The organism is Bradyrhizobium vignae (genome assembly GCF_004114425.1).
Classification (GTDB): domain Bacteria; phylum Pseudomonadota; class Alphaproteobacteria; order Rhizobiales; family Xanthobacteraceae; genus Bradyrhizobium; species Bradyrhizobium vignae.
In genome coordinates this window covers 201245-218892 of the sequence record NZ_RDQF01000005.1, presented here as the reverse complement: position 1 = coordinate 218892, position 17648 = coordinate 201245, and the positions used below count along the sequence as shown (strand labels likewise).

Genomic DNA, 17648 nt, shown 5'->3' with positions numbered 1-17648 from the left:
GTGTTAGAGCGATGACGTTTCGATGACATTGATGTTCCGCCGCTCCGCCGCGTCAAGGCGGGTTTCAGGCCGCTCTGGAAGACCGCGAGCCGGTCAGGCGTCCCGGAGCAGCTCGGCGGCCAGCGCCCGGGTGACGGGGCGGCCGAGCCGCAGGGCTTCGCTGTCGAGCAGTTCCACGGCCTGCCGGGCGGCGGCCGAGGACCGCTCCAGGCGGGTGGCGAGATAGCCGACCACGCTCTCGTCGACGGTGAGCTGGCGGTCGGCGCAGAACTTGACGATCAGGCCGCGGAAGAGCTGGTCGTCGGGGGGCAGCAGCGCGACCACGGGAACGGCCCGCAGACGCGAGCGCAGGTCGCGAAGCTCGATCTCCAGCGCGGCCGGCACCTCGCGTCCGGTGAAGAGGACGTAGGCACCGTCCTCGCGGGCGAGGTTCATCAGGTGAAACAGGGCGCGCTCGTCAAAATCCTTGGCCTTGAGATCCTCGACCACCAGTGCGCCGGTGGCGAGCGCGCCGGGAACGCCAGCGGCAGTCAGCGCATTGGCGGTGGTCGAGCGGGCGCCTGATAGCTCGGCCCAGATCGCGGCGAGATGGCTCTTGCCGCTTCCTTCCGGGCCAGCCAGCCACATGATCCGGTTCGGCCATTCCGGCCAGCTGTCGATCAGGCCCAGAGCGGCGGCATTGGCGGGGCCTTCGAGGAAATTGTCCCGGCTCAGGCTCTCCGCATGCGGAAGTGAAAACGCCAATTGTCGGGGATGAACGCGGCCTGCCACGCTTGCTTTGCTCCATGCCGGCCCGCCGGCCCGTCTGAAGAGGTTGGACTTGATCTTGCGCGAACTTGGCCTTTTGCGGGGCCGTATCCTCACCTCATTTGGCCTCGATCGTGCTCATGTGCCGTAGCCACTCGACGAGGTAGAGCGACACGGAGGAAAGCGTGAAGACGGTGACGAGGCCCATCAGGATGATATCATAAGGGGCCGGCTTGAAGCCGAAGGCAAGCGCCGCCAGCACCAGGGCTGCGAACGCCACCTGCGCCACGGTGTTGAGCTTGGACACTTTCGACGGCTTCATCTCGACCGGCCGGTCGAACAACCAGGATACGATCACGGCAGCGACGATCATGATGTCGCGCGAGACCACCAGGATCACGATCCAGCGCGGGATCGCGCCCCAGATGCCGAGCGCCATGTAGATCGAGACCAGCAGCGCCTTGTCCGCGAGCGGATCGAGCAGGGCGCCGAGTTCGCTCGTCATATTGAACCGCTTGGCCAAGAAGCCGTCCACGGCATCGCTGATGCCGGCGATCAGGAAGACGGCGAACGCCACCTCCATTTGGCTCGACACGATGGCCCAGACGATGATCGGGACCAGCATGATGCGGCCCAGGGTAATGATGTTCGGAATACTCACGAAAGCGCTTCCCGGCACCCGGTCTGACCTCGAATTCGGCCCCTCGGAAGGCTGAACCGGTTGATATCTCTACATAGTATAGGCAGGAGCGCCATGCGAGCCATTGCGCGTCCCCGGAATTCGACGTAACCAGCCGCGAACCCACTGGAAATCGGGCATGACCGACCGCAAAAACGGCCTCACTTACGCCGATTCAGGCGTCGATATCGACGCGGGCAACCGATTGGTCGACCTGATCAAGCCGATGGTGCGCGCCACCGCACGGCCGGGCGCGGATGCCGAGATCGGCGGCTTCGGCGGCCTGTTCGACCTCAAGGCGGCCGGCTTCAAGGACCCCGTCCTCGTGGCAGCGACCGACGGTGTCGGCACCAAGGTCAAGATCGCGATCGAGACCGGCCTGCATGGCGGCATCGGCATCGACCTCGTGGCCATGAGCGTCAACGACCTCGTGGTACAGGGCGCCGAGCCGCTGTTTTTCCTGGACTATTTCGCCTGCGGCAAGCTCGACCCGGAGGCCACCGCCGCGATCGTCGCAGGCGTTGCGGAGGGCTGCCGCGAGTCCGGCTGCGCCCTGATCGGCGGCGAGACCGCCGAGATGCCTGGCCTCTACAAGGATGGCGACTATGATCTCGGCGGCTTTGCCGTCGGCGCGGCCGAACGCGGTACGCTGCTGCCGCGCCGGGACATCGCGGCAGGCGATGCCGTGATCGGTCTTGCCTCCTCGGGCGTGCATTCCAACGGCTTCTCGCTGGTGCGCAAGATCGTGGAACAATCCGGTCTCGGCTTCTCGGCGCAGGCGCCGTTCGCGCCCGTGATGACGCTCGGCGGCGCGCTGCTGACGCCGACGCGGCTCTACGTCAAATCCTGCCTGCGTGCGATCCGCGAGACCGGCGCGGTGAAGGGGCTCGCCCACATCACCGGCGGCGGCTTCACCGACAACATTCCGCGCGTGCTGCCCAAGCATCTCGGCGTCGGCATTGATCTCACCCGCCTGCCGGTGCTGCCGGTGTTCAAATGGCTGGCCGCGCAGGCCGGCATCGCCGAGCTGGAGATGCTGCGCACATTCAATTGCGGCATCGGCATGATCGCGATCGTCGAGCCTGACAAGGTCGACAAGGTCGTCGAGGTCTTCACCGACGCCGGCGAGACCGTGGCGCAGCTCGGCACTGTGATTCCGGCCGACGGCGAGCACCGCGTCGTCTATAACGGCCACCTCGATCTGGCGCTGTGATGAGGCGCCGCGTCGCCATCCTGATCTCCGGTCGCGGCTCCAACATGGCCGCGCTGATCAGGGCCGCCAGCGCGGCTGATTTCCCGGCGGAGATATCGCTCGTCATCTCGAACAAGGCCGATGCGGCCGGACTCGAACGTGCCCGGGCGAGCGGCGTGACCACCGAGGTGATCGAGAGCAAGCCGTTCGGCAAGGACCGCGCCGGTTTCGAGAAGGTGCTGCAGGCCGCGCTCGACCGGCACGGCATCGAGCTGATCTGCCTCGGCGGCTTCATGCGCCTGTTCACCGCCGAGTTCACCAGGGCTTGGTACGGGCGGATGCTCAACATCCATCCCTCGCTGCTGCCGTCGTTCCCCGGCCTCGACCCGCACGGTCAGGCCCTGCGCGCCGGGGTGAAACTGTCCGGCGCGACGGTGCACTTCGTCATCCCCGAGACCGATGCCGGTCCGATCGTGATGCAGGGCGCGGTTCCCGTCAGCGACCACGATACCGCTGAGACGCTGTCCGAGCGCATCCTCGAGGTCGAGCACCGCATCTATCCCGAGGCGCTGCGGCTGCTCGCGACCGGCAAGGTCTGCATCGAAGGCGATGTGTGCAGGACGGCGGGGAGTGCGGCGTCGGAGAATTTTCTGATTGCGCCGATGGTAAGCTGAAGCGCGCTTCGTCGTGCCAAACAAAATCCCCCGGCAGAGCCGGGGGCAGCGTCATGATCTCTCGCGTGCCGAGAGAAGCATCAGGAGACCTTGAGGTTCTCCGCGGATGTCTTGCCGCGGTTCTCCACGAGGTCGAATTCAACCACCTGGTTCTCATTGAGGGTGGAGAGCCCGGCACGCTCGACGGCGGAGATGTGGACGAACACGTCCTTGTCGCCGCCGTTCGGCTTGATGAACCCATAGCCCTTGGTCGGGTTGAACCATTTGACGGTGCCCTTTTGCGGCATCGCTCGTCTCCTCCACTAGATATAAAAAAGACGCGGCCGCTTTTCGCGTGCCACGCCACAAACGGGCCTCCGGAAGTCTGTTCGAGTCTTGAGGGTCAATGTCGCGAAACGCACAGCCCAGCGGCCAATTCCGATTGTGACCGATATTGCAACATGAAAATCGCCGGCTAGCAAGCTGCGCGCCGATTTCAAGACCGAACCAGATGTCTTCAAGCGCAATTTGCGACCTGTGGCAGCGGAACCACAATCGGTGCAATAGCCGCGGCCGTCATGCGCCAACCGGTTGACCCTCCGTGGCAGTTCGGCACAAATCGCCGCTAGCGCCGCAGACCGTGTTGCATTTTTGCGCGCCGCCACTTTGCTTCGGGATTCATCATCATGTGCTGCGCTGCGCAGCTCTCCGGGACACGGCAGACGATCGGGCTGGACCGCGTCCGCCGGACCGCGGCTGCGATTGCGATGGCGTTTGCGCTGGTCATGATGATGGCGGCAGCGACGCCCAGCTTCGCGCAAAGCCCGACGCCCACGCCCACCCCGACACCTACGCCGTCGCCGACCCCGATCCCGTCGCCGACCTCGACCAATTACGATCAGTCGGCCGGCAGCAGCACACTCAACCTCGGCTCGGGCTTCCTGGAGCGGCTCGGTAACCAGGCCTCGAATGGTTTCAACCGGGCGTTCCGTACCAATCCCGGCGGCGGCGGCGCATCGGCGAGCACGGAAGATCCGCGCTACCGCACCTGGTTCGAGGGCTACGGCATCTCGGTCCGGACGGATGCGCAAGGAGACTTCGTCGGCGACAAGCGCAAGACCTTTGGCGGCGTCGCCGGTTTCGGCGCACGGCTCGCACCCGGCGTCAACATCGGATTCTCCATCGACCAGAGCCACACCGACATCGACGTGCCGCTGGCGCTGCAATCGGCGACGCTCGACCTGACCCAGTTCGGCCTCAGCGGCTCGGTCGACAAGGGCCCATGGACCTGGGCCTTTGCGGTGGTGCACGGCTTCGGCAAGGTCCGGTCCAGCCGCGACACCGGCCTTGGCCTTGCGACCGCGGGCTATCGCGCCGGCATCGACGGCGCGCTGACAGAGATCAGCTATTACTGGACCAAGGACCAGATGCGCATCGTGCCCAAGGGCGCGCTGGAATATGTCCGCGCCACCAGCGCAGCGTTCCAGGAGTCCGGCGGGCTCGATCCGCTCAACGTCGGCTCGACGGCGCTCTCGCGCGCGCGCATCATGGTCGGGGCCGAGATCGGCCGCTATTTCATCGTCGACCAGAAGGTCCTGGACCTGTCCGCCTACGGCAAGTTCGTAGACAATTTCCACCAGGACCTGGGATCCATTCAGGTCAGCCTTGGCGCCCAGAACATCATCGTGCCCGGCATCGGCGAGAGCCGTTACGGCGTGGATGCCGGTGCCTCGGCTTCGCTCAGCCTGACCAACGTGGCACGCCTTTACGTCAATTACGACGGCAAGTTCCGCAACGAGCTCACCTCGCACCAGGGTACGGTCGGCTTGGAATACAAATGGTGAGCTCAAGCTCGCCCGCGCTCACGTCGGCGTTGCCGCGACATAGCCAGCCAATCCAAAGCCCTCGCGCGCGGCCGTCATCATCGGCACCAGCGCCTTCGGATGGATGAACTCGTCGCGGAAGCAGGGATAGGTCCTGGCATCGAAGATCTTCTTCAGCCAGTCGACCACGATCTTGTGCCGCTCGGAAGTGCGGAACTCCTTGTGATAGGTGAGCCAGAGATCGGCGTGGTGGCTGACGCCGAGATCGACGGCAACGAGCGGCGCACCGAGCGCGATCGACGCCGTGGGCAGGAAGCCGATTCCGGCGCCGCGCTCCACCGCATAGAGCACGCCGACCGAGGAGTTGGTCTTGATCCCAACGATGCCTTCCAGCGATTGCAATCCGAGCACGCGGGCATAGGCGCCGTCGTCGACTTGCGGCGCGCTCTGCTTGATGATGCGGTGGTTCTTCAATTCGGCGAGCGTTGCCGGCACACCGTAGAGGCTTTCGTACTCCTTGGAGACGAAGGGATAGATGTGGAGGCGGCCGAGCTTGGCGACAATCAGATCGGGATTGGTCGGCGTCTCGAGCTGGATCGCGATATCGGATTCGAGCCGCGCGACGTCAGCCTGCTCCATCGCGCAGCGAAGGTCGACGGTGATCTTGCGGTAGGTCTTCTGGAAATCGATCAGTCGCGGCAGGATCCAGAAATTGCCGGGCCCTTCCGTCACCGCGACGCGCACGGTGCCCGAAGTGTCGTTCGACGATCGCGAGGCGCGGCGGAAAACGTTGAAGGCATGACGCTCCATATGCGTGACGTCGGCGATCATCGCGGTGCCTTCATCGCTGAGCGTCAGTCCGCTCTGGTCGCGCAGGAACAGCTTGCACCCGATGCTCTCTTCGAGCCGGTCGATGCGGCGCATCAGAGTGGTGGAGGTGAGCCCGAGTTCTTCGGCGGCATTACGAAAACTTTTATATTTCGCGCACGCTAAAAACAGCTTCAAATCGTCCCAGGACGCGCCTAGGGCTTCTTCACGGTGCTGCATGATCGCAGCACCCCGGTGCAATAACTGCTGCATACTCCTGGTCCCCAGCCGCTAAGCTCATGGGCATAGCGGGGCATGAAAGCCTCGAACGATAGAGGCGTGATATGAGTATGGAAAGGGGCTCGTTTGCCGCAAGGCATGATTTCGATGCCTTGCCGCTGAGCCCGGAAGTCGACGTCCGCTGTGCGCAATTTTCCGAAATTGCGGCGCTTTCGGAGATGGCGTACCGGCTCGTGCCGGGCGTGCAGATCGGCGCAGTGGAGCTTGCGAGATACTTCACTCTCGATCCTCAGAGTATTCTGACGTTCAGCCGGAAAGGTAGACTCGTCGGCGGCATGGCCTTCCTGTTTCTCAACGACCGCGGACACGATGCGCTGCTGCTCGATGAGATCTGCCTCACCGCGCCCGAGACGCGTTATCTCGCGTCGGCGAACGAAGACGTCGCTGCCATCTACATCTGGGCGATCGCGGCGACCGGCCGCGGCATCGCCGGTCTCGGCAAGGCCGCGGCTCACCTGCGCCAGATAAGGTTTCGCAGCGCGGATTGCTATGCGCAGCCGTCAACGGTGGCCGGACGCGAAATCATGAAAGCGACAGGCTTTACGCCTGTGCCGAGTTTCCAACCCGACCTTTGGTGCTACGAGCGCCCGTGGCATCGGCAGCCGATGCGCGTGCCCGGCGCGATCATCCAAGCAAGGAGCTTTGCAGATGCACGGCACTAGGATTCCCCTCGCCAAACCCGACTCCCGCGCCATCACCATCCGCCTCGCGCGCGATCCCAGCGATCTCATGCTGGTCACCGCCATTCGCTCGGCGGTCTATCTTGCCGAGCAGGATTGTCCGTTCGAGGAGGAGTTCGACGGCAACGACATGGTCGCCGCGCATTTCATCGGCTACGTCGGCAACGAGCCTGCAGGCTGCCTGCGGGTCCGCTTCTTCGGCGATTTCGCCAAGGTCGAGCGGCTCGCGGTGCGGCACCAATACCGGCGTTCGCGCGTCTCCTTCAAGCTGGTACAGGCGAGCGTCGACTATGTGAAGCGCAAGGGCTTTCGCAAGATCTATGGTCAGGCGCAGGACCGGCTGGTCGATTTCTGGGCCCATTTCGGCGCCAAGCCGCTCGGTCACAACCGCAAGATCACCTTCTCGGATTTCTCCTACACGGAGATGCTGCTCGAGATCGAGCCCGGGCCGGACGCCATCACGTTGGACAGCGACCCTTACGTGATCATCCGTCCCGAGGGCGATTGGGACCGGCCGGGCGTGCTCGACGCCTCAGCGGGGCGGGCGGTGACCTCGCCGCTGCGGGACCTCGCACTCGCCGATCGCTGAAACGGATGCAGCTGCGCGCAACAAAATGCTGGCTTCCATCCACGATGATCCGCCGATCCTGGTCTGCGCGGATCTTCAGGTCGAGTACCTGACCCCCGGTCGCCGCCACGTCATCCTCGACGGTGATGCGGCGACGGCGCGTTGCCTGGAACTCCTGACGCTGTGGCGCGGCAATCTGTGGCCAGTGATGCATCTGAAGCGCATCGCGCAGGCGGCCTGGTTCAATCCGGCGTCCAGACTGACCGATTGGATCGCACAGACCAAGCCGCGGCCCGGAGAGATGACGTTCGAGCACCCGCTGCCGTCCGCCTACAGCTCGTCGCGGTTTGTAGACTATATGTCCAGTATCCGCGCCACGCAGTGCATTCTGATCGGCTTTTCCCTGGACGAGACCATCCTGGCCACCGCCGTCGACGGGTTTCACCGCAGTCATCGCTACCAGGTGGTCACTGACGCCGTGGCTTGCCGGCAGCCGGGCGCAGACGATGCCGCCGCCTACAGGCGTGCCGTAGTGAATGTCATCGCGAATTTTGCTACAATCCGATCCTGCGCCGAGCTGATCAAAGCCAGCGGCGCCGTTGCGGTGTAGGCGGCCGCAACCGGCGGATGGGGTGAGAGATTGTCACGGGGAGACGAGCTCAAGGAGCTGGCGGGCGATCTGTCGCGTGCCGCCGAGAGAGCGCGCAGGCTTGGGCTGCCTACGACAGTCTATTTGCTCTCGATGGCGCTGGTGGAGGTGAGGGAGGCCGCTGCCGCCAGCGACGATGGGGACGACCACGGCGCGGCGTGAGGGCTGAGCCAGCGCAATTGTCACGTGCTGCTTTGTGCAACGCTGCTGAGCGCTTGCTGCCGGCACATTGACGTTGCAAGTTCTGCGCTGTCGCAATAGCCAAGTATCTTGAGCCAAGTATCTTGAGCCAAGTATCTTGAGCCAAGTATCTTGATCATCGAGTGATGACGCCGGCTATGCCTGCGACGTGACGCTTTTAAGGATCTCGCAAATGTCCATGCTGCCCAATTCGCAAGAGGCCCGGGATGTGGCCTACCAGCTCCATCCCTACACCAATGCGCGCACGCATCAGCAGGCCGGTCCCCTGGTGATCGAGCGCGGCGAGGGGCCTTATGTCTTCGACGCGACGGGCAAGCGCTATTTCGAAGCAATGGCCGGCCTGTGGAGCGTTGGGCTCGGATTCAACGAGAAGCGGCTGGTCGAGGCGGCGTACAGGCAGATGCAGGCGTTGCCGTTCTACCACACGTTCTCCGCCAAATCGCACGGGCCCTCGATCGACCTCGCGGAGAAGCTGGTCGCGCTCGCGCCTGTCACGATGAGCAAGGTGTTCTTCACCAATTCCGGCTCGGAAGCCAACGACACCGTGCTGAAGCTGATCGCCTATCGTTCCAATGCGCTCGGCCAGCCTCAGCGCAAGAAGGTGATCAGCCGCCTGCGCGCCTATCACGGCGTCACCATTGCGTCGGCCAGCCTCACCGGCCTGCCGAACAACCATCGCTCGTTCGACCTGCCGCTGCCGAACATCCTGCATACGGGCTCGCCGCACTTCTACAAGGACGGCGCGCCCGGCGAGAGCGAGGAGGCGTTCGCGACGCGCCGGGCCGAGGAGCTCGACGCCCTGATCCAGAAGGAGGGACCGGATACGATCGCGGCCTTCTTCGGTGAGCCGGTGATGGGGGCTGGCGGCGTCATCGTGCCGCCGGCGACTTATTGGGACAAGATCCAGAAGGTGCTCAAGAAGTATGACATCCTGCTGGTCGCCGACGAGGTGATCTGCGGCTTCGGCCGCACCGGCAAGATGTTCGGCTGCGACACCTATGGCATCAAGCCGGACGCCATGGTGGTCTCCAAGCAGATCACCTCGAGCTATTTCCCGCTGTCGGCGATCATGCTGAACGATCGCATGTTCGAGCCGATCGCGGACGAGAGCAACAAGATCGGCGTGCTCGGCCACGGCTTCACCGCGGGCGGCCATCCCGTCGGCGCGGCGATCGCGCTCGAAAACCTCAAGATCATCGAGGAGCGCGGCCTGGTCGCGCATGCGGCCGAGCTCGGCGGCTACATGCAGGGCAAGCTGCGCGAGCTCGCCAGTCATCCGCTGGTCGGCGAGGTCCGCGGCGTCGGCATGATCGCAGCGCTCGAGCTCGTGCTCGACAAGGAACGCAAGACCGCAGCGGCGACACCCGGTGCTGTCGGCGGCATCGCCAGCCGCATGCTCCAGGAGCGCGGCGTGATCTCGCGCAACATGCTGGATGCCATCGCCATCTGCCCGCCGCTGATCACGACCAAGGCCCAGATCGATGAGCTGGTCGCTGCGATCTCAGGCGTGCTGAACGACATGAAGGCGGAAGTGGCGAAGCTGACACCGGCGTAGGGCACGCTATCGCGTCAAATTCCGTCATTGCGAGCCAACGGGTCCGCGCGAAGCGCGGCCCCGTTGGCTCGCAATGACGATGTGGAGGCGGCGAGCCCTACGCCCGCTGCACCCCGATCACGCGGCCTTTCTCGATCGCAAGCGCCAGCTCGCCGCGCTTCAGCTTCAGCGCGGCGTCTCCGAACAGCTCGCGGCGCCAGCCGTGCAAGGCCGGCACGTCCGCCTCATCGTCCGCCGCGATCTCTTCGAGATCGTCGACGGTCGCGATCACCTTGCTTGCGACCGCATGGCGCTCGGCGGTCATCCGCAGCAAGACCTTCAAGAGCTCGACGATGGCGGCGCCGTTGGAGTTGTTGCGCGGTTTCTCCAGCTTCGGCAGCTTCGAGAAATCCCGCGCCAGCCCGCGCTCGACTGCGGCAACGATGTCCGCGCCCCATTTGGATTTCTCGAATCCCTTCGGCACCGAGCGCAGATGCGCGAGCTTCTCCAGCGTGGTCGGCGCGTGGGTCGCGATGTCGGTGATGGCTTCGTCGCGCAGCACGCGGCCGCGCGGCACGTCGCGGCTCTGCGCCTCCTGCTCGCGCCAGGCCGCGACCTCCATCAGCACCGCGAGGTCCTTGGGCTTGCGCACCCGCGTCTTCAGCCGCTCCCAGGCGCGCTCGGGGTGGAAATCATAGGTGCGGGGCGAGGTCAGGACCTCCATCTCGATCGAGACCCATTCGCTGCGGCGGCGCTTCTTGAGATCGGCATCGAGCGCCGCGAACACGTCGCGCAAGTGCGTGACGTCGGACACCGCGTAATGCATCTGCTCCTTGGTCAGCGGCCGGCGCGACCAGTCGGTGAAGCGATGAGTCTTGTCCGGGCGGTGGCCGGTGACCTTCTCGACCAGCGCGTCATAGGCGATGCTGTCGCCGTAGCCGAGCACCATCGCGGCAACCTGGGTGTCGAACACCGGATGCGGGATGATGCCCGCCTGATGCCAGATGATCTCGATGTCCTGGCGGGCGGCGTGAAACACCTTCAGCACGCCCTCATTGCCCATCAGCTCGAAGAACGGCTTGAGATCGATGCCCTCGGCCAGGGCGTCGATGACGACGGCTTCCTCGGCGCTGGCCATCTGCACCACGCATAGCAGCGGGTAATAGGTGGTCTCGCGCAGGAACTCGGTATCGACTGTTATGACGGGGTGCTTGGCCAGCCGGCTGCAGGCAGCCGCGAGGTCAGCGGTGGTGGTAATCAAATCCATGAACGGCCCATGACACTTGATATCAGCCGTTCTGCCGAAAGTGCTGTGATGTCAAGGGGCTCTAAGCGAATTCAAGCCTTGCATCCGACCGGAACCGGGACTTTCCGACCAAATTCCTATTCGTAACGGACCCGCTGCGAGGGTTTTCGCGCGCAGGGCAGCGCCACCACGATCACGCACATGGCGACCAGAGCCAGTCCCAGGAACTCGAAAACCAACAGATCCACGGCGAAATCTCCAGAAACATTGATAGATTTGTCGGGGGTATGTTGAGGGTCTGTTAATTCTCGTAGTTACCGGCCGTGTCGGCCGCCGGATGGTGGACGAGGGGTTAATGCCGGAAAGGGTGACCGTCACGTCATCAGCTTCGGCAGAGCCGCAGCCAGAGTGTCCACGGCGGTGCGGACCTTTGGCGGCAGCCGAGGCGAACGGGGCCACAGCGCGTGGCACTCGTAGAGGAATTCCGGCTGATCGCTGCAGAGACGGACCAGTGCGCCAGTGTCGAGGCGCTCGCGGACCAGCCAGTAGGGCAGCCAGGCGAGGCCCATGCCCTGCACGGCGGCATCGGCGATCGCCTCCAGATCGTCGAGCCTCAGCCTGCCTGCAGGCATGATCTCGCGCGGCGGCCCGCCTTCCTGCGGAAACAGCCACGGCCGGACGCGCCCCGAGCGGCGATAGATGATCGCCTGATGCGCGGCGAGATCGTCGATCGATTTCGGCCTGCCGTGGTTGCGCAAATACGAGCGCGCGCCGCACACCACCATGCGCTGGCTTGCGATCCGCCGCGCAATCAGGCCGGACTGGTCGTCGAGATCGCCGGTCCGGATTGCAAGATCATAGCCGGCCTCGATGATGTCAGCGATCGGATCGCCGAAAGAGAGGTCGAGTTCGAGATGCGGGTATTTTCGCGCGAGCTTCATCAGCAAGGGCGCGATGCAATGCCGTCCGAGCAGGGCAGGCATGGTCACGCGCAGCCTGCCGCGCGGCTCGGAGCGCGCGTCGGATACGACGGTGTCGGCGGCGTCCGCCTCGGCGAGTACGGCGCGGCAGCGCTCGTAATAGGCCTGGCCGGCCTCGGTCAGGCTCTGCCGCCGCGTGGTGCGGTTGAGCAGGCGAACGCCGAGGCGGTCTTCGAGAAAGCGCACATGCTTTCCGACCATCGGCCCCGACATCTCCAAGGCGTCGGCGGCAGCCGCGAACGAGCCGAGATCGACGGCCCTAACGAATACGGCCATGCTGGTCAGGCGGTCCATGATTGAAAACTCCTGGTTTCGACTGTTCACTTGGCTAAGCGATTTATCCGCTTGCTCCGGGCCGGCATAGCTCCATTCAGTTCAACTGTTTTGGGGTGCATCCATGGCCCGCGCCGTTCGCTTTCATCAGCATGGTGGTCCCGAAGTGCTGCGCATCGAGACCGTCGACGTCCCGTCGCCGGCAACGTGCGAGGTGCAGATCCGGGTCAGAGCACTCGGTCTCAACCGTGCCGAAGCCCTGTTGCGAAGAGGGACCTATATCGAGAGCGCGACATTTCCGTCGGGGCTGGGTCTGGAGGCGGCAGGCGTCGTCGAAGCGGTCGGGGATGATGTGACCGGTTTTGTGCCAGGCGATGTCGTGAGCATCGTCCCGCCGCTTTCGATGGTGCGATGGCCAGCCTACGCCGAGCTCGCGACCTTTCCGGCCGAACTCATCGTGAAGCATCCGCCCGAGCTTGGCTTCGAGGCTGCGGCCGCGGTGTGGATGCAATATCTGACGGCTTATGGCGCGCTGGTCGACATCGCCGGACTTGGGCCAGGGGACATCGTTGCCATCACGGCGGCATCGAGCAGCGTCGGGCTCGCGGCAATCCAGATTGCGAACCGGATCGGCGCTGTCCCGGTTGCCCTGACGCGGACCTCGATCAAGCGGCGGGCCCTGCTTGATGCCCGCGCCGCCCACGTTGTTGCCTCGGACGAGGAGCTTGTCGGAGCGCGACTGCTGGAGATCGCCGGTTCGAAGGGCGTCCGCGTGGTATTTGATGCCGTCGGTGGTCCCGCATTCGAGCCACTGACCGCGGCCATGTCGCCGGGCGGGATCCTGATCGAGTATGGCGGCCTGAGTCCCGCGCCGACGCCGTTCCCGCTCTCCAACGTACTCGGCAAGAGCCTGACGCTGCGCGGCTATCTCGTGCACGAGATCGTCCGCGATCCCGCGCGCCTTGCGAAGGCAAAGGCGTTCATTGTCGACGGGTTGTCTGACCGCACATTGAAGCCGATCATCGCCAGGACGTTTCGCTTCGAGGACATCGTCGAGGCGCATCGCTTCCTGGAATCGAACAATCAGTTCGGCAAGATCGTGGTAATGATCTAATCACGCGCGTTCTCAAAAACGCATTCGGCGCCCCGCATGACGGAGCGCCGAAGTTTGTTTGTGCCACGGGCAGCCGGCCTTACGGCAGCTTCAGCGAGGTCTCTGCGTTGTACGGCCTGAGTGTCTCGTCTGCGGCCTTCTGCGCGGCGGCGAGGGCTTCCTTCGGCTGCTTCTTGCCGTTCAGCACCAGCATCACCTCGTCCTCGAGGTTCTTGCGCACCGGGACCGTCTTGTAGGTCGCGAACCACGGCTTTGCGACCTCGAGCTGCTCGACGGCGGTCTTGGCGTCCGGGTTCTTGCCCAGGAATTCGACCATCTCGGGCGTCTTGTAGGCGGCCACGTTGGGCGCGAAGTAGCCGGTGGCGCGGCTCCACCAGCCGCTCTTCTCGGGCGAGGTCATCCACTTGATCAGCGTCCAGGCCGCCTTCTGCTTGTCGGCTTCGAGCCCAGCCGGCATGATCAGCGAGGCGCCGCCGATCGGCACGGCGTTGCGGACGTTGCGCGGGATGAAGGCGACCTTGTAGGCGAATTTGGCGTTGTCGCGCACGTAAGTGAGCGAGCCCGTCGACAGCATCATCATCGCGGCATTGCCCGATATGAAGGAGGTGCTGACGGCAGGCCCGGGCGTCGCGCCGGGCGGATGCACCTTGTGCTTGGCGATGAGGTCGTTCCACCAGGTGAGCGCCCTAGCATCGAGGGCGTGTCGTAATAGACCTCGCCGCCGAACTCCTCGTTGTAGTAGCGCCCGCCGTTGCTCATGGTGAGCGTTTCCATCATCCAGCCGCAATAGTCGTAGGCGCAGGGGATCGCGACGCCCCATTGGGTCACCTTGTCACCATCGCGCTTGGTGAGCTTCTTGGCCCAGTCGGTGAGCTCGGCCCAGGTCTGCGGCGGCTTGTCCGGATCGAGGCCGGCTTCCTTGGCCTTGTCGGCATTGATGTAGAGCAGCGGCGTCGAATTGTGGAACGGCACGCCGTAAACCGAGCGGTTGATCACCGCGTTGCCCTGCAGCGCCGGGAAGAACTGGCCCAGGAACTTCTCCTTGGTGGTGCCGTCGGCGGCGATCAGGCCGTCGAGATTGGTGAGCTGGTTCTCGATCTGCATGTCGAGCAGGAAGTTTGCCGACATGATCACGGCGGCCGGCGGCTTGCCGGCCTTGATCGCGGCACGCGTCTTGATCAGCGTGTCGTCATAGGAGCCGGTGTAGACTGCGGTCGCCTTGACGTCGTGATGGGTCTCGTTGAACTCCTTGATCAGGGTGCCCATGTCGCGGGCGAGCTTGCCGTCGACGGGGACGGGGAAGAACAGATCGATCTCGGTCGGGCCTTCGCCGGCGAGGGCCGGGAAGGCGACGGCGCCTGCCAGTGAGCCTGCCACGGCAAGGCCGAGCATGAGCCTGCGGGAGAACAGCATCGGAAATCTCCTATTTGATGCCTGAGGTGACGAAGGAGCTGATGAAGCGCTTCTGGAAGATCAGGAAGACGACGAGCAGCGGCGCGACCACCATGAGCGTGCCTGCGGCGATGGTGCCCCAGGCTTGCGTGCCTTCGGCGGTCTTGGTGAACACGGAGAGGCCGACCGTGAGCGGCCGCTTGTCCGGCGAGTTGATCACCATCAGCGGCCACAGGAAGTCGTTCCAGTGGCTGGTCACGGAGATGATGGCGAACGCGGAGAAGCTCGGCATCGACAGCGGCACGTAGATGTGGCGGATGCGCTGGAGCAGGCTGGCGCCGTCGATCAGGGCTGCGTCTTCCAGCTCGGTCGGGATCGCCTCGAAAGCCTGGCGCATCAGGAAGGTGCCGAAGGCGGAGGCGAAGAACGGCATCATCACGCCGGTCAGCGTGTCATAGAGGCCGAGCTGCGCGACCAGCGACAGGTTCGGCACGATCAGGAGCACCGGCACCAGCATCAGCTGCATCAGGAACAGGTAGAAGATCAGCGTCTTGCCGGCGAAATCCAGGCGCGCGAAGGCAAAGCCCGCGAGCGTGATCGTGACGAACTGCACCAGCAAGATGCCAGTGCAGATGATCGTGGTGTTGATCGTGTAGCGCGGGAAATCGCCGATCTCCCAGGCGTCCCTGACATTGTCGAGCGTGGGCTTCAGGCTCGGCATCAGTTCGGCCATGGCGTTGATGCCGTCGGAGGCGGGGCGCAGCGTCGCCACGACCATCCACAGGAACGGGATCAACCAGACGATCGCGAGCAGCACGGTCAGCGCAAAGCCGAGCTTGGGCGTGATCTCGCCTCGGGTGGCGAGCGGGGCGTCCTTGTAGAGCCTGTCGATCAGCTTCATGGCCCGCCCTCCCGGTTCGCCATGGTGCGGAAGGACAGTGCGGTGAGCCCCATCAGTGCGGCGAGGGTCAGCAGCGTTGCCGCCGAGGCCTTGCCGATGTCGTAATGCTCGACCGCCTGCTGGTAGATGTAGAACAGCACGAGATTGGTCGAATTGGATGGCCCGCCCTGGGTCATGACGAAGACGTGGTCGACCTGCGTCACGGCGTTGAGGATCGCGATGACGGTGACGAACAGGAAGGTGGGCTTGAGCTCCGGCAGGATGATGTGGCGCAGGCGCATGTAAGGCCCGGCGCCGTCGAGATGTGCGGCCTCCATCACGTCCTCGGGCACGGCCTGAAGGCCGGCGAGGAAGAACAGCATGTAATAGCCGGCGTTCTTCCAGATCGTGATGATCATGATCGCGTAGAGCGCGATATCGGGGTCGCCGAGCCAGTTCGGCAGCACCGGCAGCAGCCGGCCGATATAGTAGTCGAGCAGGCCGACATTCGGCAGGAAGATGAACAGGAACAGTGCTGATGCCGCGACCATCGGGATCAGCACCGGCAGGAACAGCGCGGCGCGCAGCGCGCTGTTCACGGCATGGGTGCGTGCCAGCGCCAGCGCGAACAACAGCGCAAGGGCGATGCTCGGCACCGCCGTGCCGACGGCGTAGATCAGGTTGTTGACGACCGCGCCGGTGAAGGCGGGGTCGGCGAGGACTGCGCTGATATTGTCGAGGCCGACGAAACGCACCGGCGCCTTCGGCGTCGCGCGCTGATAGAGCGCGTCGATCACGACGCGCCCCATCGCGCCATAGGTGAACAGCGCGAGGAAGATCAGCGAGGGCAGCAGCAGCAGATAGGCGGGCAGCGAGGCTTTGAAGCTGCTCGTGAAGCGCTTCAGGACGTGCAGACGCGGTGCCGCCGACGTCGCGACCGGGAGAGCCGCGGGTTCAGCGAAGCTCATCTCATGGCGCCCGAAAATTGAGCGCATAGTCGCGGCCGTCCACTCCCGCCGGTGGCTCGAAGGGGAAGCGCAGACTTTGGTCGAGGAAATCGTGGCTGTGCACGACCAGGTTCTCCTGGTCGATCAGCACCACGCCATAGGCCGGCGGCTCGTGGCTGGCGAGGTGCTCGGTGGCGGCAGCGTCGAGCTCGAACCAGACCTGGTGATTGGTGCCGCGCAGCGTCGAGAACGGGATCTTGCCGTAGCTGCCGAAAATCGGCCGGTGCACATGGCCGAAGAAGAGGTGCCGGATGCGCGCGCGGTAGGGCGCGATGACGTCCGCGAATTCGGCGCTCTGCTTCAGCGCGATCTCGTCCATGGCGTGGACCCCGACCGGGAAGGGCGGATGATGCATGAACACGACGAACTCTTGGTCGGCGGGCGCGGCGGCGAGCGTGCTCTCCAGCCAGCTGAGGCGCTTTGCGCACATCTCGCCGGCGTGGCTGGTCTCGTCCAGCGTGTCCAGGAACACGAACAGGCCGTGCTCGGTGGTGCGCGTACCCTGCACGAAGCCGTTGGCATCGCGCGGCGCGGCTTTCAGCGCGTCGAGGCAGGTGACGCGACGGTCGTGATTACCGACCATTGCGATGTAGGGAATCTTCAGCGCCGCCATCGCCTCGGCGAAGTTGGCGTAGGACTCAGCCTCGCCCCAATGGGTGAGGTCGCCGGTCACGACCGCAAACGCAGCGTCGGACTGATGCTTGTTGATGTCGGCAATCGCCGCATCCAGCCGGGCGCGCGGATCGAGGCCGTAGAGCGTCAAGCCGGGGTTCGCCAGGTGCGTGTCGGTGAGGTGGATGAATTTGAAAGGCATGGCGCGCTGTGTCGGGACGGTTGGAGGATGGGCGCCTCCGGCAAGACGGCGCTGCCAGCCCGTTAGAGCGCGTGTGTTTCAGTTTGATGACAGCGGTTCCCGAAGGTGG

18 protein-coding genes and 1 pseudogene are annotated in these 17648 nt (G+C 64.5%); 9 read left to right on the top strand and 10 right to left on the bottom strand.

Annotated features, from left to right (window positions below; all coding sequences use genetic code 11):
* Positions 1-93: 93 nt before the first annotated feature.
* Together EAV90_RS06600 and EAV90_RS06595 are read right to left on the bottom strand one after the other, a co-directional pair.
* Positions 94-771: a P-loop NTPase family protein gene (locus EAV90_RS06600; RefSeq protein ID WP_129142924.1), complete on the bottom strand. Its 678-nt coding sequence runs from the start codon at positions 769-771 to the stop codon at positions 94-96.
* A gap of 94 nt (positions 772-865) precedes the next feature.
* Positions 866-1408 carry a CDP-alcohol phosphatidyltransferase family protein gene (locus EAV90_RS06595; RefSeq protein WP_025035876.1) on the bottom strand — a complete coding sequence of 181 codons (543 nt, stop codon included), beginning with the start codon at positions 1406-1408 and terminating at the stop codon, positions 866-868.
* Positions 1409-1565: 157 nt separating this feature from the next.
* Here EAV90_RS06595 and purM point away from each other — a divergent pair, with 157 nt between their 5' ends.
* Positions 1566-2639, top strand: coding sequence for a phosphoribosylformylglycinamidine cyclo-ligase (purM, locus tag EAV90_RS06590; RefSeq protein ID WP_129142923.1), 1074 nt, complete (start codon positions 1566-1568; stop codon positions 2637-2639).
* On the top strand, positions 2639-3292 hold the full coding sequence (gene purN, locus EAV90_RS06585) for a phosphoribosylglycinamide formyltransferase (protein ID WP_162500304.1): 654 nt from the start codon (positions 2639-2641) through the stop codon (positions 3290-3292). The genes purM and purN overlap by 1 nt, the downstream gene beginning before the upstream one ends.
* A gap of 80 nt (positions 3293-3372) precedes the next feature.
* Here purN and EAV90_RS06580 read toward each other — a convergent pair whose 3' ends face one another.
* Complete coding sequence (locus tag EAV90_RS06580) at positions 3373-3579, bottom strand: cold-shock protein (RefSeq protein ID WP_122403548.1); 207 nt, start codon at positions 3577-3579, stop codon at positions 3373-3375.
* Positions 3580-3957: 378 nt separating this feature from the next.
* On the opposite strand from EAV90_RS06580, the gene EAV90_RS06575 reads away from it, so the two are divergent.
* Entirely contained in the window at positions 3958-5115 is a 1158-nt protein-coding gene (locus tag EAV90_RS06575) for an autotransporter outer membrane beta-barrel domain-containing protein (protein WP_129142922.1), read from the top strand.
* Positions 5116-5133: 18 nt separating this feature from the next.
* Here EAV90_RS06575 and EAV90_RS06570 read toward each other — a convergent pair whose 3' ends face one another.
* Positions 5134-6174 carry a LysR family transcriptional regulator gene (locus tag EAV90_RS06570; protein WP_129142921.1) on the bottom strand — a complete coding sequence of 347 codons (1041 nt, stop codon included), beginning with the start codon at positions 6172-6174 and terminating at the stop codon, positions 5134-5136.
* Positions 6175-6245: 71 nt separating this feature from the next.
* Here EAV90_RS06570 and EAV90_RS06565 point away from each other — a divergent pair, with 71 nt between their 5' ends.
* The 5 genes from EAV90_RS06565 to EAV90_RS06550 all read left to right on the top strand — a co-directional run bounded on the left by EAV90_RS06565 (position 6246) and on the right by EAV90_RS06550 (position 9854).
* Complete coding sequence (locus tag EAV90_RS06565; protein WP_164936811.1) at positions 6246-6863, top strand: hypothetical protein; 618 nt, start codon at positions 6246-6248, stop codon at positions 6861-6863.
* Positions 6850-7470, top strand: coding sequence for a GNAT family N-acetyltransferase (locus EAV90_RS06560; protein ID WP_018645421.1), 621 nt, complete (start codon positions 6850-6852; stop codon positions 7468-7470). The genes EAV90_RS06565 and EAV90_RS06560 overlap by 14 nt, the downstream gene beginning before the upstream one ends.
* Before the next feature lie 25 nt (positions 7471-7495).
* Entirely contained in the window at positions 7496-8059 is a 564-nt protein-coding gene (locus EAV90_RS06555) for an isochorismatase family protein (RefSeq protein WP_122403544.1), read from the top strand.
* A gap of 30 nt (positions 8060-8089) precedes the next feature.
* The gene (locus tag EAV90_RS39325; protein WP_164936810.1) at positions 8090-8260 is read left to right on the top strand and encodes a hypothetical protein; all 171 of its coding nucleotides are present in this window, start codon (positions 8090-8092) and stop codon (positions 8258-8260) included.
* Positions 8261-8471: 211 nt separating this feature from the next.
* Entirely contained in the window at positions 8472-9854 is a 1383-nt protein-coding gene (locus tag EAV90_RS06550; protein ID WP_129142920.1) for an aspartate aminotransferase family protein, read from the top strand.
* Between the two features lie 97 nt (positions 9855-9951).
* On the opposite strand, the gene rnd is transcribed toward EAV90_RS06550, so the two are convergent.
* Positions 9952-11100 (bottom strand): ribonuclease D, encoded by a 1149-nt coding sequence (rnd, locus tag EAV90_RS06545; protein WP_122403542.1) that lies wholly within the window; start codon positions 11098-11100, stop codon positions 9952-9954.
* Between the two features lie 353 nt (positions 11101-11453).
* The gene (locus EAV90_RS06540) at positions 11454-12353 is read right to left on the bottom strand and encodes a LysR family transcriptional regulator (RefSeq protein WP_129142919.1); all 900 of its coding nucleotides are present in this window, start codon (positions 12351-12353) and stop codon (positions 11454-11456) included.
* Positions 12354-12456: 103 nt separating this feature from the next.
* Between EAV90_RS06540 and EAV90_RS06535 the strand changes: the two genes are divergently transcribed.
* Positions 12457-13446 (top strand): zinc-dependent alcohol dehydrogenase family protein, encoded by a 990-nt coding sequence (locus tag EAV90_RS06535; RefSeq protein ID WP_129142918.1) that lies wholly within the window; start codon positions 12457-12459, stop codon positions 13444-13446.
* Between the two features lie 79 nt (positions 13447-13525).
* Here the strand turns inward: EAV90_RS06535 and EAV90_RS41420 are convergent.
* From EAV90_RS41420 to EAV90_RS06515, 4 genes and pseudogenes are all read right to left on the bottom strand, one after another.
* A pseudogene (locus tag EAV90_RS41420) lies at positions 13526-14859 on the bottom strand (ABC transporter substrate-binding protein).
* A 10-nt stretch (positions 14860-14869) separates the two neighbouring features.
* Positions 14870-15739, bottom strand: coding sequence for a carbohydrate ABC transporter permease (locus tag EAV90_RS06525; protein WP_129142917.1), 870 nt, complete (start codon positions 15737-15739; stop codon positions 14870-14872).
* The gene (locus tag EAV90_RS06520) at positions 15736-16686 is read right to left on the bottom strand and encodes a carbohydrate ABC transporter permease (RefSeq protein WP_164936809.1); all 951 of its coding nucleotides are present in this window, start codon (positions 16684-16686) and stop codon (positions 15736-15738) included. The genes EAV90_RS06525 and EAV90_RS06520 overlap by 4 nt, the downstream gene beginning before the upstream one ends.
* A gap of 1 nt (position 16687) precedes the next feature.
* Complete coding sequence (locus tag EAV90_RS06515) at positions 16688-17539, bottom strand: phosphodiesterase (protein ID WP_129142915.1); 852 nt, start codon at positions 17537-17539, stop codon at positions 16688-16690.
* Positions 17540-17648 lie beyond the last annotated feature (109 nt).